Source organism: Anaerotruncus rubiinfantis (assembly GCF_900078395.1).
Classification (GTDB): Bacteria; Bacillota; Clostridia; order Oscillospirales; family Ruminococcaceae; genus Anaerotruncus; species Anaerotruncus rubiinfantis.
In genome coordinates, this window is record NZ_FKLA01000009.1 from 1,989,479 (window position 1) to 2,005,856 (window position 16,378).

Below are 16,378 nucleotides of genomic sequence, written 5' to 3' on the forward strand. Positions count from 1 at the left end.
GTCAGCTCCTCACTATTGCCAGTTTTTCGGTCAATTATCAGCCTTCCTGCGGGTATACGATCGAAAGAGCGGATTTCTCCGGGTCGAACGCGACCGCCAGCCGTTCGTTCATCTGCTCGATGGTCGCGTTTGCCACGATGTCAAGGAACACATAGATGTTGTCCATCCCACCAAAATAAGAGGTGGTCATCAAGCCCGCGACCGATTCTGTACGGCTGTACATGCCAAGATAACGCCCATAGGTGGCGCGGCGGGTAAGCTCGAACAACCGCTCATCCACGCCGTCTTTTCGCATGCGGCGGATTTCCGCTTTGATCTCTTCGGCAACCTTATCGGGATCGTGACTTTCGCCCGCGAAGATGGTGTACATATAATCGCGGCCGGTAGTGGCTTCGGTCGCAAAGGTCGCATTGATGAGCCCCGCGTCGTAAAGCCGGCGATAAAGCGGACTCGCTTCCCCTGCGATCACATCGATCAGAATTTCATCGAGCACCTGGTTTTGGAGGTTGCCCGGCATCCCATAGTTTTTGCCTTTGAAACCGAGCTGAAAGAGCGGGATCGCAACCGCGAGTTTCTGTTCCACGCGCGGCTTATAAACCCCTTCCGGCTCAGCAAAGGTGCGGCGGGTGATCTCGATCGGCTTTTCATCGGGCTTCAGCACGCGGTCAGCCACTTCAAGCACCGTATCCACGTCAAAATTTCCGGCAATTGAAAGCACCATGTTATTCAGGTTATAGAAGGTGCGATAACAGCGATAGAGCAGTTCGTGATCAATCTTTGCAATCGATCCGACCGTACCCGCGATATCGATGCGCACTGGATGGTTTTGATAGAGCGCGCCGAGCAAGTTGAACATCACACGCCAGTCCGGATCGTCGTCATACATCCGGATCTCCTGTCCGATGATCCCCTGTTCCTTTTGGACCGACTCCTTGGTGAAGTAGGGACGGCGCACGAAGTCAAGCAGGATCTCAAGCGACTCCGCAAAGTTATCGGTGCAGGAGAAAAGATACGCGGTGCGGTCAAAAGAAGTATACGCGTTGGCGGAGGCGCCGGTTTTTGCATATTTCAAAAAGGCGTCCCCATCTTCATTTTCAAACATTTTGTGTTCCAGAAAATGGGCGATTCCCTCCGGAACATCCACAAAGTCCGCGTCGTCCTGCGTTTTAAACCCGGTGTCGACCGAGCCGACGTTGGCGGTAAAAGTCGCATAAGCGGTGGAATAGCCCTTCATTGGGCAGAGCAGCATGGTGAGGCCGGAACGATGCCTCAATCGGATCATCTGCTCGCCAAGCCGTTCCGAATGGATGGTTTCTCTTTCCATGGTCACGCATCCCCCTTTCCAGTCAGGAAGTAAACCGTGTCCAGCGTGACCTGGTTCGCGGCTTTTATAATCGCTTCGCGGGTAACCGTATCGATCAGGGCAATCTCATCCGCTGGGGAGCTGCTTCCGCCATCCATCACCTGAGTCAGGTACCACTCCTCGGTCGCGCCGAGCGAATCGGTCACCGAACGCAGGGCGTTTTGCAAAAGCAGTTTTGTCGCGGTGAGCTCGTCATCGGTAAATTCGCCGCGCTGCATCACTCCAAGCTGGTTTAGAATTTCGTCCTGCGCCTTTTGCTTGTTGACTTTTTCCACACCGCTGTCGACCATCATCAGGCCGGTCAGCCGGTCGAAGCGCGCCGCGCAGTAGTAACAGAGGCTCAGCTTCTCGCGCACATAGGTGAAAAGCCGTGAATTCGGCGTGCCGCCAAAAAGCGCCACCATCATGCGCATCGCGCCGAAAGTCTCCTGGTCGCGGATTGCCCCTGTTCGGAAACCCAGCACCAGCTTCGACTGAGCGACATCGAGCTCCTCTTTTGTCTCCTTCGGCTGGTCCGCCTGCGGACGGGTGACGTACTTTTCCATCCGGGCAGGGCTGCGCCTGACCTTTGCGAACGCGTCTGTGAAAATTTTCTTCGCGGTAGCGGGATTTCCGCAACCAACAAACGAAATCTCCACCTGCGCCGTTTCAATCGCCTTTTCATAAGCAGCCGTCGCGCTCTCCGGCGTAATCTTTTTCGCGTCGTCGATATAGCCGTACTTCTCAATAGCGAGCGGCTCCCCTTCACACATCAGCGCCTTGCATCTGCTGAGCGCGTAAACACGTTTGTCATTGATCTGGCCTTCAATCGTATCCATCAGCTGCTGGCGTTCTGTTTCGACATCCGTTTCAGGGAAAAGGCCGTCCGCGCCGAAGTTCGGCGCGAGCAGGACATCGGTGAGCAGGCCCGCGCATTCAGCGGCCATCGTTTCTCCGCCGAGAGTGAAACGGTCGTCAATCCCATAAATGGAAAGCTCCAGCACCTGGTAAGCGCCAAACTTGCTCACATCGCAGGAAAGCGAAGCGCCATAGAGCTCACAAAGCTTCTGATTGAGCTTTGTAAAGTCCGGACAGCTTTTGCATCCCTTGCGCAGCAGGAACGGGAGCACCGCATTGACGGTGACGCTTTCACGGCAAAGCGGAAGGATCAGGTTTACCGTTATGCGGTTGTGTTTGAATTTGGGATCGGTAACCTGGTAAAAATGAACGCCGTCACCGATCTTCTCACGTAGGAACTGATTCTCCATGCAATGATCTCCTGTCTGAAAATTCAGTAGAATCTATTTTGGTTTTTTATAGAGTAATATTATAGCACATTTTGACTTGCCTGTACCATCTTTTTCAGAATGTTAACAGAACATTATGATTTTTCCCATCCAGCGGAATTTTTCCCGCTGGGGTGCCGTCCACAGTGATGCTTTCCACCCCGGTTTTCATGACTTCCAGCTCAATTTCATACCCGCTCCTGCGCACCTGCGCGGAAAAACGTGTCCAGCCTTCCGGCAGCCGCGGGAAAACCTCCAAATGATCCCCACAGAAACGGATCCCCAGAAGCGTTTCCACCACGGCGCGGTAGTACCATCCCGCTGCGCCGGTGTAGATGCTCCAGCCGCCATGTCCATAACAGTCCCGATGGGTATAGATATCCGCTGGCATATAATACGGTTCTGTTTTGAATGCCTGCGCCAGTCCCGCGTCGGTACAGCGCCCGGCGGGATTCAGATAACTGAGCAGGCGGTAACCTTCGTCTGTACGCCCGGCTTCCAGCATCGCCATCGCAAACCAGATGGCTCCATGAGTGTATTGACCGCCATTTTCCCGGATTCCGGTGGGGTACGCCTTGATATAGCCAGGATTATTCGTCGACTGGTCAAATGGCGGTGTGAACAGTTTTATGATTTGTCCCCGGTCATCCACAAGCCGCTTTCGCGCCGCATCAAGGGATTCCATTACGCGGGCATTGTCCGGCATTCCGCAGAATACCGAAAAACTCTGGGCAAGCAGATCGATTCTGCATTCGCTGTTCTCCCGGCTTCCGACCGGTGTCCCATCATCAAAAAAGGCGCGCAGATACCATCCGCCGTCCCAGCAGTTCTGATCGATGCTTCCGCGCAGATTCTCCGCGTTCCCGCGGAAAACACTCGCCCGGTAGCTGTCGCCGCGCGCCTCCAGAATTGGCGCAAACCGGTCAAAAACAATCGCAAGGAACATCCCGAGCCAGACGCTTTGACCCTTTCCCTGGGTCCCGATGTTCGAAAATCCGTCGTTCCAGTCTCCACAGCCGATCTTTGGGATCCCCTTGTCGCCCAAATTGCAGGCGTGCTCGATCGCACGTACGCAGTGAAAAAAAACCTCCTCCTTCATGGCGGACGCATGCACCCGCTGGTATCGTTCCTGTTCGCCCGGGCCGAGCGGCTCCCCTTCGCAATACGCAACCGGGATTGACAGGATGCTTTCATCCCCCGTGGCCTTCAGATAGTCACAGACCACAAGCGGCAGCCAGACAAGATCGTCCGAAAAGGTTGTGCGCACCCCCCTGACCCCGCCTGGCAGGTCGTGCCACCAATGCAGTACATCCCCTTCGGGGAACTGCGCCGCGCAGCAGCGCAGGATCTGCTCTTTTGTCAGTTCCGGATCGATCAGCAGGCAGGCCGCCGCATCCTGCAGCTGGTCACGAAAACCATACGCACCGGAACACTGATAGAACGCACACCGTCCGAACAATCTGCCCGCTACCACTTGATGCGGCAAAAATCCGTTTACAAAGTGATTGAGCGCAAGATCGGGCGTGGCGATCGAAATACCGGGGCGGACGCCGCCGGATGGCGGCAGCGCCCCGGTTGCAAGTTTAACGGCGGCATCACGTTTTGCGGCAGCAGCGAAGATAAAGCGAATCTTTTCCCTGCGGCGCGGCGGCAGGCGTTTGCGCACAACCGTCCCGGCGATCGGATCATTGTTGGGGAGCAGTTCCCTGGCCGACCAGTCGCCTGACCAAAACGCAGTGCGGTCTACTGTATAACTGGGATGCTCGCCCGGTGTACAAACCGCCGCATATGCAGGCAGTTCCATTGTATAGGGATTATGCAGGGTAAGGCAGCCGTTCTCCTGTGTGAACTGGGTATATTTCGCTGTGAGTCTGCTCACACCAAGCACCGGCTCAATCACATAGGCACAGATAATCTCCACCTCCTCATCAGTATCATTTTGCAGCGTCACGTCCATTATTTTCAGGCTTTCCGTTTCTGCCACCTGCACCTGCAATTTGGTGCGGATTCCTCCTGCCATCCCGTCATACCAGGCGCCTGCCGGAGAAAAAGATGCGCGTGCGCCGCAGCAGAGATCATAAATTTCTTCCCCAATGCGCAGCAGTATCCGTTCTCCGTCATTTCCTGTTGCAATATCGTTCTGCCAAGGGGTCAGCCTGCACTCACGGGCATTCTGCCACCAGGTGTTTCCCAATCCGCAGTCATGCAGCAGTGTCCCGAAATTGCGGTTCGCAAGGATGTGTGAGAATGGAAGCGGCGTCACTCGTTCCACATAAAAACGACCCTTTACATATGCGCCGCCGACCAGATCGAATCGGCCCTCCTCCTGTGGGATTGGAAGCGGACTCGTATGCAGGACGGCCATCGGCGAGAAACCTTTTATTGTTCCGGCGTTTCTTTCCGCTCCCGCCGTATGGCATGCCGCGGCGCGCAGAGCCGTGACCAGTTCCGGTTCATAAGCAGCCGGATCGATTTTTCGCACACCTTGCGGCAGTGCGAGCTCCGGTCTGCCGAGCACACAAAGATCAAAATCCAACCGGTGCAGTTTCATAGCCTGCCAGAATTCAGCGTAGGCCAAAAGGCACGCTTCATCCGGTTTCTTCTCCCAGTCAAACACCACAATCGGCAGGTCTCCCGAAATTCCAAGCGACCAGAGCGCATCCTGTCCACGGCTATTTTCCGCAAGTGCTTTCTGCTGCGTTTCGTCCGCTTCTGCACCAAAAAGCAGATCCGGCAAGACTTCCATCCCGATGCGCCCGGTGATCGAACGGTTGAGAAAAAGTGACTGTGCGGCCGTCCTGCCGCCGTCCCGGATGGTGAGCAGATTCCCGATGCTTTCCGCTTGGGTCGGTGCGCAGGAAAGCAGTAAACCAACCGTCTCCTCCCCATGTGCCGGCACCACCAGCGTGACACGCAAAGCGCAGCAGCCGTCCGGCGTAGCAGTTTTCCCGGTAAGCGGCGCGGTATCGAAGCGCAGCAGATGCGCAAGCCCGTCTGGATAGGGTGTCACTTCTTCCCGCCGCAAGGAGAAGTTGTACTCCACCGTCTGCTCAAAACCCACTGAAAGATGCAGCCCATCGGTACAGTCGCGGTGGCGGCGCAGAAAGTGGATCGTATCGGTCGCGGCATCCCGCTCCCCCAGCACGAACAGCTTTGAAAAAGCCGGATGCGCGGCATATTCACTCTCCCGCGAAAGGACCGGTTCAAAATAGAAAAGCAACTCGGCCACCGCCTTGTTTCCTGTGTGGTTGCGTACGGTCGCGTCACACCGCGCCACTGGTAAAATCCCATCGAGCGTAAAGCGCTGTTCGAGCTCCGCCATCCCAGCCTTGGCCGAAAAGGAAACAAACTCCGGTCCGAAGGTGCAGTGCCTTTCCACACCGCTTTGATAAAACGGCGCTTCTGACGCGGCAACCGTTTCTCCGTTCATCCGCAGAACTGAAAGGATTCCCTGCCCATACAGGAGCGCGTCCCGCGAACGCCGGGTAACGTCATTGTCTCCATACCGCAGAAAGCTCACTCCAGTACTCGAAAAGGCATGGGACATCACGCCGTTCGCAAGCAGCGCCGCCTTTGGCGAAAGTGCCGAAACCGGCGGGCTGATTGTTTCGTTTTCCTTTGGCGCGGATTTTGTCCGCTCATTGTTTTCCGGTTTCATCTGGTCATACACCACCGCATCCTTTGCAATTTTTTCCTGCAGAAAGTCCCGTGCCGCCGCCATTGCATGGTCACGCATGAAACGTTTCTGCATCACATTTCCGAGCAGCGCGTTCGCGCAGGCGATCATACTCATCCCAACATGATGCGCCATATAGGAACGCACGATTGCATACCGTTCTCCTTGCGGCACCCGCACCGGCGTAAAGTCAGCCGCCTCATAAAATCCATATTGCCCGGTGATCCCCATCCTTTCAAGCCGCTCGAGGTTTTGCATGCTCGCATCCGGGTCGAACGGCAGGGTCAGGAAGCTTGCATATGGTGCAACAACCAACTCGCGGTCGAGTCCCTGCTTCACTCCGAGCTTCTGAACGCCATGCGCTTTATACTGATAGTTGAGCGCCTCGTCAAAGGCAAAATATCCGCTTTCGCTGATGCCCCATGGGACGCCCGCCTGCCGGGCCCGCTTTTTCTGACAGTAGATCGCATACTGCATCGCCTCTCCGAGCAGCGAGCCCTCGTATACAGGCAGCAGCAGATGCGGCATGAAATATTCAAACATGGTCCCGGTCCAGGAGACTGGCCCGGCGTAAACTCCGCTGCGGCTCATTGTACGGTTCAGCGCCCGCCAATGTTTGCGGGAGGCCTGCCGGGTTGCGATCGCATAATAACTAAGAGTCCGTGCTTCGCTCATCAGGAAATCGTAATGAGAACCCACCTGGTTCCCGTTTTGATCCACGCCGATCGAAAAAAGCCGCCGTCTGCGGTTATAGAAGATCGAAAGGTCGGTTCCCTGTAGGATCTTTTCGATCCGCTGCGCAATTTCACGCAGCAGCGGCTCCTGCGGCGCATATTCAAGGACGCCTTGTCTGAGCGCGACAAGCGCGCAGAGGTAGTTTCCGCTGTCCACCGCCGAAATAAACCCGTCCGGCAGTACCCGCAGGTCATCGGTCGCATACCAGTTATAGAGGTTTCCATGGAAGGTTTCGAGGGACTCAACCGTTTCAAAGGTTCGGTCAAGTCGAAGATAAAGTTCCCTGCTGTCGAGCAGGTGAAAATCCCGCGCCGCCAGCAGAGACAGAAGCATCATTCCGATATTGGTCGGCGAGGTGCGCCGCGCCACTGTCTTTTTCGGAGAAAATTGGACATTGTCTGGCGGCAGGAAATGATTTTCTTCGTTTGCATAATCCTCGTAGAACCGGAACATCTGCGCGCACCAGGAAAGGATCCGTTCACGCTGAACAGGATCAGGCACTGGGTGCCGCTCCACTGTACGCCGCGCCGTCATGACGGCCAACGGCGCGTAGAGCAGGAATAGCCCGCCGCAGAGTTTGACGATCAGATGTGTTCTCGGCGCAAATATGAGCAGAAGAAGCCCCAATAGTTCAGAAATCCAGCTGCGCCGCGCCGCATCCGAAAATGAAACTTCCCTCAGTTCTCCCTGCGCGGCAGTTGTCCATTGCAGGAGGTTTTTCCGTGAGACAAGCATTCGCCAGAGGGTGCGAAAAACCGCGTCGAGCGTCACAACCGCCTGTTGGGCCGCCATTACGAAGGACAGCAGCGCCTGCCCGGCCAGCTCAAAAACGCGCGGCAGCGTCCGGGCGAAATAGCGGCGGGTGAGCGCAAACCGTCCGCCCGCGGGTGAGCGCAAACCGTCCGCCCGCCAGGAACGCGCGCAATGCGGCAAGCAGCGGCGCGAGCGAAACCGAAAGAAACGCCGCAGCACACAGCCAGAGCGCTTCATCCGGGCGGGCCAATCCCGCCGCCGCCACCAGGAGCACCGCCGCCACCGGCGTAAGCGAGCGGCGCAGGTTGTCGAGCATCTTGTACCGGGAGAGCCCGCCGATAGGGTTTACCCGTTTTATACCATTCACCGAAAAGCGTTTCCCGATAAAACGCAGGTTCTGCCAGTCGCCCCGGATCCAGCGGTGCAGCCGGGAAAACCAGGAGAGTGCGCTTGCAGGCATCCCGTCGGTCATCTCGACATCGGAAATGAGCGCTGTACGCAGATAGGCCCCTTCCAAAATATCATGGCTGAGCAGCGCATTCTCCGGAAACCGGTGGCCAACCACCGTGCGAAACGCCTCAATGTCAATCAGTCCCTTGCCGGAAAAAATCGCCTCTCCGAACAGGTCCTGATAAAAATCGTTGCTTTCCTGTTCATAGGTGGAGATGCCGCCCGCCCCCGCCATGATGCGTGTAAAGTCTGTTTCCTTGGCAGAATCGAGTTCGGTGCCAATCGCGGGTACAAAAATCCCATAACCGGCTGTAACGACTTGGTTTTTTCCGACCACCGGCCGGTTGAGCGGATGCATCGCGGCGGAGATTAGCACATCGGCCGTGTCGAAGAGCAGGTTTGTGTCACTGTCGAGCGCAATCAGGAACCGTGCTTCAGAAAGCGCCGCCCTGTCGCCCACAAAACAGCTTACCGAAGTCTCGCTGCCATTTAAAAAGCGTACAAATTCGGTGATCGCGCCGCGTTTGCGTTCCCAGCCGCAGTAACGATCCTGCGTCGGGCAAAAACTCCGTCTGCGCACAAACAGCATGAAACGATTCCCATAGCATGCGTTGAGCTCTTCCACCACTTTTTTGGCCGCGCCGATCTGCACCGCGTCCTGTGGGTGGTACGGCCTGCGGTCCTCCTTGAAATCCGCCAGCACGCAAAAGCGCAGATGCTCCCCTTTATTGGAAAAGTAGAGCTGTTCCAGACGTTTGGCCAGGTCCCGCGCTTTTTCCGGAGCGGGCAGTAAAGTTGAAATCACCACCACCGTTCTGGGGGCTTCCCCGCCAAGGCGCATACGTGGAATATGGCGCGCCGGAATGCCCCGCATCGCAAGGTCGCAGGCAAAAATCCGCACGATCTCCACCAGCGGCAGGTAAAGCAGGACCGGCAAAAAAATCCTGTCCCAGCAAAATCCGCAGAGTGCGCAAAGAAAAACCGGCACAATCCAGGTGGCGGCCAGTGCCGCCGCGCCGTGCAGTTTCCCCTTCTTTGCCTGCGGATCTTTTTCAAGCAGGTAATAACCGACATGGGAAGTGCGTTCACCATCGGATTTTTTTGCGTATTCCACCACGTCCCGGGCGACGGCGCTTTCCGCCGTGCCGGATTTTTTTGCGATACGGGCGGCAATTTCACGGTAATATCGTTTCGACTGACGTGCCATTTTTGGATAGACGCCTGATGGGTCTTCCAAAAGGATCTCTTCCGCTGTGCTGCACTGTTCGGTCAGTTCGGCAAAGTCAATTTCATAAAGCTGCGAGAGTCCAACCACCGCAAAGGCAATTCTGCGTTCACGTTCCTCGTCTGCAAGATTTGGCGAACAGGCCATCGCCGCAGCCGCGATCAGGGTACATTTAAGCGCCGGATAGACAAATCCAAACTGACGCTCCCCCAGTTCCTGCAGGCGGTTGGCAGCGCCGAGCGCTTCGGCGGTGTTTTCTTGCGTCAGCGGGACGACCGCATCTGCAAAGACCCCGCGCAGGATAAAATAGAGGGAAGCAAGCGGAACGCTGTTTTTGCGGTATCCCCGCAGATCGTTCATCGACTGCTTTGCGTGCCCCTCCAGCGCATAGAAATTGTCCGAAAGCCATTGCTGCCAACCGGCGGCAGCCTCTGTTTCCCGCAGTGCGGCGAAACTTTCACGCAGAACATCCAGGTTTTTGCACAACTCCCGGCGTATTCCGGCGACTGTATTGCGATGTTCGGAGAGCTGCGAAAACAACCCTTCGACCTTCTCTGTAATGGTAACTTTTTCGATCTCTTTCATCGGTAAACCGCCATTTCCCCATTTTGTATTCCCTTTTATGTTTGGCAAAAGGCGGGTGAATTATAGCCGGCGCGGCAGAAATAGTCAAAAAACAGGCGTCCCTGCATTTTGCAGGAACGCCTGTCGCTTTGCCATTTTATTTCCCGAGCAATTTTAAAAGCTCCGCTTCATCAATTACCGCGACACCAAGTTCATTCGCCTTTGTGAGCTTACTGCCCGCTTCCTCGCCGGCCACCACGTAATCGGTCTTTTTCGAGACGCTGCCGCTCACCTTGCCGCCCGCAGCTTCAATAAGCGCTTTCGCTTCGCTGCGCGCCATTGTCGGGAGCGTACCGGTCAGAACAAAGGTCTTGCCCGCCAAGGTATCTTCCGCAGGCGCGATTTCACACTTCATGTTGAGTCCCAACGCGCGCAGCCGTTCGATCAGTTGGCGGTTCTGCTCGAGTGCGAAGAAATCAGCCGCGCTTTCGGCCATGATGTCCCCATAGCCATCGATCGTTGCAATCTCCTCCGCTGTGGCCGCAAGGATCGCGTCGATATCCCCAAAGCGTTGTGCCAGCAACTGGGAAGCCCGCTGCCCAATGCCGCGAATCCCGAGGGCGAAGATCAGCCGGGAAAGATCGCGCGTCTTTGATTTTGCCAGCGCATCCACAAGGTTCTGGGCGCTCTTTTCCCCCATTCGGTCGAGCTTTGCAAGCGCCTCCGCTTTCAGCTCATAAAGATCCGCCGCCGAGTGCACCAGCCCTGCCTCCAGGAGTTGATGCACAATCGCCGGACCCAGCCCGTCGATGTCCATCGCGTCGCGGCTCGCAAAATGTGTCAGATTGCGGGCCACCTGCGCCGGGCAGGCCATATTGACGCACCGCAGGACCGCTTCCCCTTCCTCCCGTTCCGCCACGCTGCCGCAGGACGGGCAGAGATGCGGGATCTGGTAGGGAGCTTTTCCCTCCTGGTGCTGTGCGACAGCCACCACTTCCGGGATGATATCCCCAGCCTTGCGCACCACAATCCGGTCGCCGACCGAGATGCCTTTTTCGTTGATAAAATCCTGGTTATGCAGCACCGCGCGGCTCACTGTCGTGCCTGCCAGCGTAATGGGCTCAAATACCGCCGTGGGGGTGAGCGCGCCGGTGCGACCGACCTTGATCTCGATGTCGAGAAGGGTACTTTCCTTCTCCTCCGGCGGATATTTGAAGGCAACCGCCCATTTGGGGAATTTCGAGGTCGCGCCGAGCGTTTCCCGCTGGGCAAAATCGTCCACCTTGATGACCGCGCCGTCGATATCAAACGGGAATGCGTAACGGTTTTGGCCGATCCGCTCCACTTCTTCGATTGCGTCCGCGATGTTGTCAAATGCTTTGAAGGAAGGAATCACCTTGAAGCCAAGCGCCTGGAGATATTCCAGCGACTGCTTATGCGCGGTGAGGGTCTTGCCTTCGACCTGCTGAATATTGAAAACGAAGATGTCCAACCCGCGCTGGGCAGTCACTTTGCTGTCCTTCTGCCGCAAAGAGCCCGCCGCCGCATTGCGCGGGTTCTTGAAAGGCTCCTCTTCGTTCTCAATCTGGCGCGTGACCACCTTTTCAAAACTCGCGCGCGGCATATAGACCTCGCCGCGCACCTCGATAAACGGGAGCTTTTCCCGAAGCGTCAGCGGGATTGAGCGCACCGTTTTGAGATTTTCCGAAACATCCTCTCCGGTGATACCGTCTCCGCGGGTCGAACCGCGTACGAAGCCGCCGTCCCGGTATTCGAGCGAAACCGAAAGCCCGTCGATCTTCGGCTCGACGATGTAGACGGGGTGTTCGATCTTTTCACGCACCCGCTCGTCGAAAGCGACAAGATCTTCTGTGCTGAAAACATCCTGCAGCGAGCCCATCTGCACCTCATGGCGCACCGGCGCAAAGGTGTTGAGCGCCATCCCGCCGACACGGCGGGTGGGGGAATTTTCTGAATCGAGCGCTGGGAATTCCGTTTCAAGGTCGAGCAGCTCATGCAGGAGTTTATCGTATTCAAAATCGCTGATCGACGGATTATCCAGAACATAATACTGGTAGCTGTGCTTTTCTATCATTTTACGCAGTTCCTGAACGCGTTTCTCTGCCGCGGCAAAATCCATTTTCCTGTCCTCCGGTTTGATAGATTCTAAGGTATTATATTATATCACGCCGGATCTTTCGTATGAACTTTTGATGCCGTTATTTTTCAGTTTGTTCAGGAATCGCGCAAGCGGGAGGTATCCCCGGAGAGGTCGAAATTGTCCGCCTTGTAGTCGTTATACATATTGATCGGGTCGGAGTGATCGCCGTTGATCTCGCTGTACGCCTCCGGCACCTGCCCGACAATGATCGTTTCCGCGATGCAGATGTTGGTGGTGACCTCGGTGGTGACCGTATAGATCGGCATAACGGCGCTGACCGTCGCGTCGACCTTCAGCATGATCTGATGCAGCGTCTGGTTGATGCCCGCCGACTGGAACTGGTTATAGATTTCAGTGTGGACATAACCGGCCGGGATGACCCGGAATTCCACCTCCGGGCCACGGCCGGAAAGGATCTGCCCGCCCATCAGGGTACCGATCGGGATGCCGACCGGCCGGGTCGAGTTGTCGCTGAGGAAGTCGGAAACCTTGTTGGTGATCTCCGCTTTGAGCCGGTTCATCGAGATCATATCGGTCGAGATCGAAGAGACTTCCCCGTTTTTCCCCTGGGTGATGCTGATGATGCTGTTGTAGACGACATCTTCTTCTGAAATCACCTCGATGACCGCGTCGTTGATCGATTTGGTCGCCTCCAGCTTCGCCTGGTAGGAGGAGATCGTGGTGATGATCGGCCGTACCCGCCCGTCGATCACCACAATCACCATCAGGAGGGCCAGCCCGACCGCCAGCATTTTGATCCCGCGCAGCTTGCGTTTGTTCACCCGGATTGTCACCGGCCTCATGCCATCGCCCCCATCCCTTTCATTCTACAAATGTATGTACAAGGGGCTGAAAATGTGCAAAAAACAAAGAAAGCGCGCCGCTTTTTCAAGCGGCGCGCTTTGAAACGAAAATAAAGGATCAGTCTTTCTGGCCATCCTTCGCACGGATCTCGGTGCGGCGGATTTTGCCGGAGATGGTCTTGGGCAGTTCTTCCACGAACTCGACGATACGGGGATATTTATAAGGTGCGGTCTGTCTTTTCACATAGGTCTGCAGTTCCTTTTTCAATTCGTCGGACGGCTGGTAGGCCTTGGTCAACACAATGGTCGCCTTGACGACAGTACCGCGGATCGGGTCGGGTGCGCCGGTGACCGCGCATTCCAGCACGGCGGGGTGCTCCATCAGCACACTCTCAATCTCAAACGGCCCGATGCGGTAGCCGGACGCCTTGATCACATCGTCAGTGCGCCCAACATACCAGAGGTAGCCGTCCTCGTCCATCCACGCCGTGTCGCCGGTATGGTAGAGACCGTCATGCCAGGCGGCTCTGGTGGCTTCCTCGTTGCGGTAGTACCCATTGAAGAGTCCGAAATACGGTTTCTGCGTATCGACGCAGATTTCACCGACTTCGCCGCGCGGAACATCATTTCCTTCCTCATCCACCAGCCGCAGATGATACTGCGGGGAAGGTTTGCCCATCGAGCCGGGTTTCGGCGTAGTCCCAGCCAGGTTGACGCACTGCACGACCGTCTCGGTCTGACCGTAGCATTCCATAAGTTTGAGCCCGGTAAATTCAAGCCAGCGGTTATAGACCTCAGGGTTGAGCGCCTCGCCCGCGGTGGTCGAGTAGCGCAGATTTTTCAAATTGTAGCCTCCAAGCCCTTCCTTGATGAAGAAACGGTAGATGGTCGGCGGCGCGCAGAAGGTCGTAACGCCGTACTTTTCCATTACATGAAGCAGGTCGCCCGGGACGAATTTGTCAAAGTCATAGACGAAGATTGACGCCGCCGCAAACCACTGACCGTAAAGTTTTCCCCAAACCGCCTTCATCCAGCCAGTCTCGGAAACGGTCAGGTGCAGATCGTCCGCATGGACATTGTGCCAGTAACGGGCTGTCAGAATGTGCGCCGCCGGATAGGCATGATTGTGGACGACCATCTTTGGGAATCCGGTCGTGCCGGAGGTAAAATAAAGCAGCAGCGGGTCCTCTTTGGAATTTTCCACACGCTGCCAGTTTCCATCGTACTTTTTAAGCTCGGCGGCGTAATCGATCCATCCTTCCCGCTTGCCGCGCACGATGAACTTCGCGCGGATGTCAGGATACTTTTTGCAGGCCTCGTCAACATATTCGGTGATGTTGCATTCGCCCGAACAGACGCAGGCGGTGATGCTTGCGGCCTCAAAGCGGTAGAGGATATCCTTCACGGTGAGCAGATTGGTCGCCGGAACGCCGACCGCGCCGATCTTATGCAGGGCGAGCACAGTGAACCAGAACTCATAGTGACGCTTGAGCACCAGCATGACCATGTCGCCTTTTTTGATGCCGTGATCGGTAAGCATCTGGGCGCATTTGTCCGAATAGAGCTTCATTTCACGGAAAGTGAAGGTTCGTTCTTCCCCGGCGACATTGCACCAGACCATCGCCCGGCGGCCCGGTTCCAGACGGGCGATCTCATCGACCACGTCATAAGCAAAGTTGAAGTTATCGGCAATCACCGGTTCGAAGTAAGTAAGCACGCCTTTCTCGTCAAAGCGCTCCTTACAGAAGCGCTGATAAAAATTCTCCATCTCCATCAGTCTCTTTCCCCTCTCTCATGCTGATCCCGCATTACAATTGCTAAAAAAACGCACTCCTCGCCGCCGGTCGCGATCATCCCGTGGCCGTGGCCGCTGTCGTAATAAATCGCGTCGCCCGCTTCCAGGTATTCGACATGGTCCTCCATCTGTACCTTGAGCTGGCCCTTGAGGACGTAGTCAAATTCCTGGCCGTCGTGGGTCGAAAGGTGGATCGGCTGATCCTGCTCCTCCTCAAAGAAAGGCGCGGTGACCAAAAACGGCTCGGCGGTCTTGTCGGAAAAGCGATAGGCAAGATGGTTATAGGTAAAGCCCTTGCGGCGGTTGATCTTGAGCCCCGCATCCTTGCGGACGATCGAATAGAAGGAAAGCCGCGGCTTTTCGCCGGTCAAAAGCTCGATGATGTCCACTCCAAAAAGCTGTGCGCAGTTATAAAGGAAGGTGAAGGTAAAATCTTTTTCACCGGATTCGTATTCCAGATACTCCTCTGCGGTGACTCCATTTTCCCGCGCCAGTTCTCCCACCGGAATTTCCATAATTTCACGAAGCGCCTTAATTCTCTGGGCAATCTCTTTGAGCTGATCCTGCATATGATGACCTCCATATCAAATTCATTTTCGATAAAACAAAAAGACCCATCCCTAACTCAATAGGGACGGGTCTGTATAAACAAATCCGCGGTACCACCCACATTGTGCAAACGCACCACTTAGCAAAGCTCCAACAAGCTTCCGACCTTTAACGCTGTCCAGCGGGGGAACCTACTCGCCAGCCGGCTTTTGGCACCCGACTCAAGGGTGATCAGCAGGAAACTATCTGCCGCCGGCTTTCACCAAACGCCGGCTCTCTGTGGACAGACCCATGTTTTCCGCAGTCCCTGTCATCGTCTTTCAAATATCATTGTGGTTTAATATACACGATCCGAAACCATTTGTCAATAGGTTCCATGGGAAAATTTTAAAAGATCCGGGAACGACTCCGCCAGGGCATCCGCCCCATTTTTAAGCAGTTCCTCCCCATCCCGGAACCCCCACAGCGCGCCGATGGCATAGACGCCGCCATTTTTGGCCGTCTGCATATCCACCCCGGAATCCCCGCAGTAGATGCAGTCTCCCTGGCCTGTCCCGGTCAATTCCAAAATTTCTTTGACGAGCGACGCATCGGGCTTTCTTGGGTAGCCGGCGCGCTGCCCATGCGCCACGGCAAACCGTTCCCCAAAATATTTTTTGGCGAGTACGGTCACGAATTCATGCGGCTTATTCGAGAGCACCGCGAGGCAGGTGCCCTGCGCGCGCATTGCGTCGAGCGTCTCGAGCACGCCGTCATAGGGTTTCGTCAGATCCTCGCTGTGCGCCCCATAATATACATCGAAAGCTTCTTTTACCCTCGCGTGAACCGTTTCGTCATTTTTCACCCACAGCGGCAGGCTGCGCTCCACGAGCTTGTGGATCCCGTCCCCCACGAAATATCGGTAGGCCTCGTTCGGATGCGCGGGAAAACCGTTCTCCCGCAGCGCGTAATTGCATGCGTTTGCCAGGTCATCCAGCGTATTGAGCAGGGTCCCGTCCATATCAAAGATCGCAAGCCGCTTTATTATCCGCATTGTGAC

General features: G+C 55.9%; 9 protein-coding genes. All 9 read right to left on the bottom strand.

Annotated features, from left to right (window positions below; all coding sequences use genetic code 11):
• Window positions 1-37: 37 nt before the first annotated feature.
• Complete coding sequence (gene yfmH, locus BN4275_RS15065; protein ID WP_066459761.1) at window positions 38-1,324, bottom strand: EF-P 5-aminopentanol modification-associated protein YfmH; 1,287 nt, start codon at window positions 1,322-1,324, stop codon at window positions 38-40.
• A 2-nt stretch (window positions 1,325-1,326) separates the two neighbouring features.
• A complete protein-coding gene (gene yfmF, locus BN4275_RS15070) occupies window positions 1,327-2,610 on the bottom strand; it encodes an EF-P 5-aminopentanol modification-associated protein YfmF (protein WP_066459762.1) in 1,284 nt (427 codons plus the stop codon).
• Window positions 2,611-2,704: 94 nt separating this feature from the next.
• Window positions 2,705-7,936 (bottom strand): GH36-type glycosyl hydrolase domain-containing protein, encoded by a 5,232-nt coding sequence (locus BN4275_RS15075; RefSeq protein ID WP_066459763.1) that lies wholly within the window; start codon window positions 7,934-7,936, stop codon window positions 2,705-2,707.
• Window positions 7,863-10,052: a hypothetical protein gene (locus tag BN4275_RS17485; RefSeq protein WP_066459764.1), complete on the bottom strand. Its 2,190-nt coding sequence runs from the start codon at window positions 10,050-10,052 to the stop codon at window positions 7,863-7,865. Before BN4275_RS17485 ends, BN4275_RS15075 begins: the two co-directional genes overlap by 74 nt.
• Before the next feature lie 136 nt (window positions 10,053-10,188).
• Window positions 10,189-12,171: an NAD-dependent DNA ligase LigA gene (gene ligA, locus BN4275_RS15085; RefSeq protein ID WP_066459766.1), complete on the bottom strand. Its 1,983-nt coding sequence runs from the start codon at window positions 12,169-12,171 to the stop codon at window positions 10,189-10,191.
• 95 nt (window positions 12,172-12,266) lie between these two features.
• Window positions 12,267-12,995: a sporulation protein YunB gene (yunB, locus tag BN4275_RS15090; protein WP_066459767.1), complete on the bottom strand. Its 729-nt coding sequence runs from the start codon at window positions 12,993-12,995 to the stop codon at window positions 12,267-12,269.
• A gap of 118 nt (window positions 12,996-13,113) precedes the next feature.
• A complete protein-coding gene (locus BN4275_RS15095; protein ID WP_242863690.1) occupies window positions 13,114-14,769 on the bottom strand; it encodes an AMP-binding protein in 1,656 nt (551 codons plus the stop codon).
• Window positions 14,769-15,359 carry a helix-turn-helix domain-containing protein gene (locus BN4275_RS15100; protein WP_066459769.1) on the bottom strand — a complete coding sequence of 197 codons (591 nt, stop codon included), beginning with the start codon at window positions 15,357-15,359 and terminating at the stop codon, window positions 14,769-14,771. Before BN4275_RS15100 ends, BN4275_RS15095 begins: the two co-directional genes overlap by 1 nt.
• 344 nt (window positions 15,360-15,703) lie before the next feature.
• Window positions 15,704-16,372 (bottom strand): HAD family hydrolase, encoded by a 669-nt coding sequence (locus BN4275_RS15105; protein ID WP_202614997.1) that lies wholly within the window; start codon window positions 16,370-16,372, stop codon window positions 15,704-15,706.
• Between the last annotated feature and the right edge of the window lie 6 nt (window positions 16,373-16,378).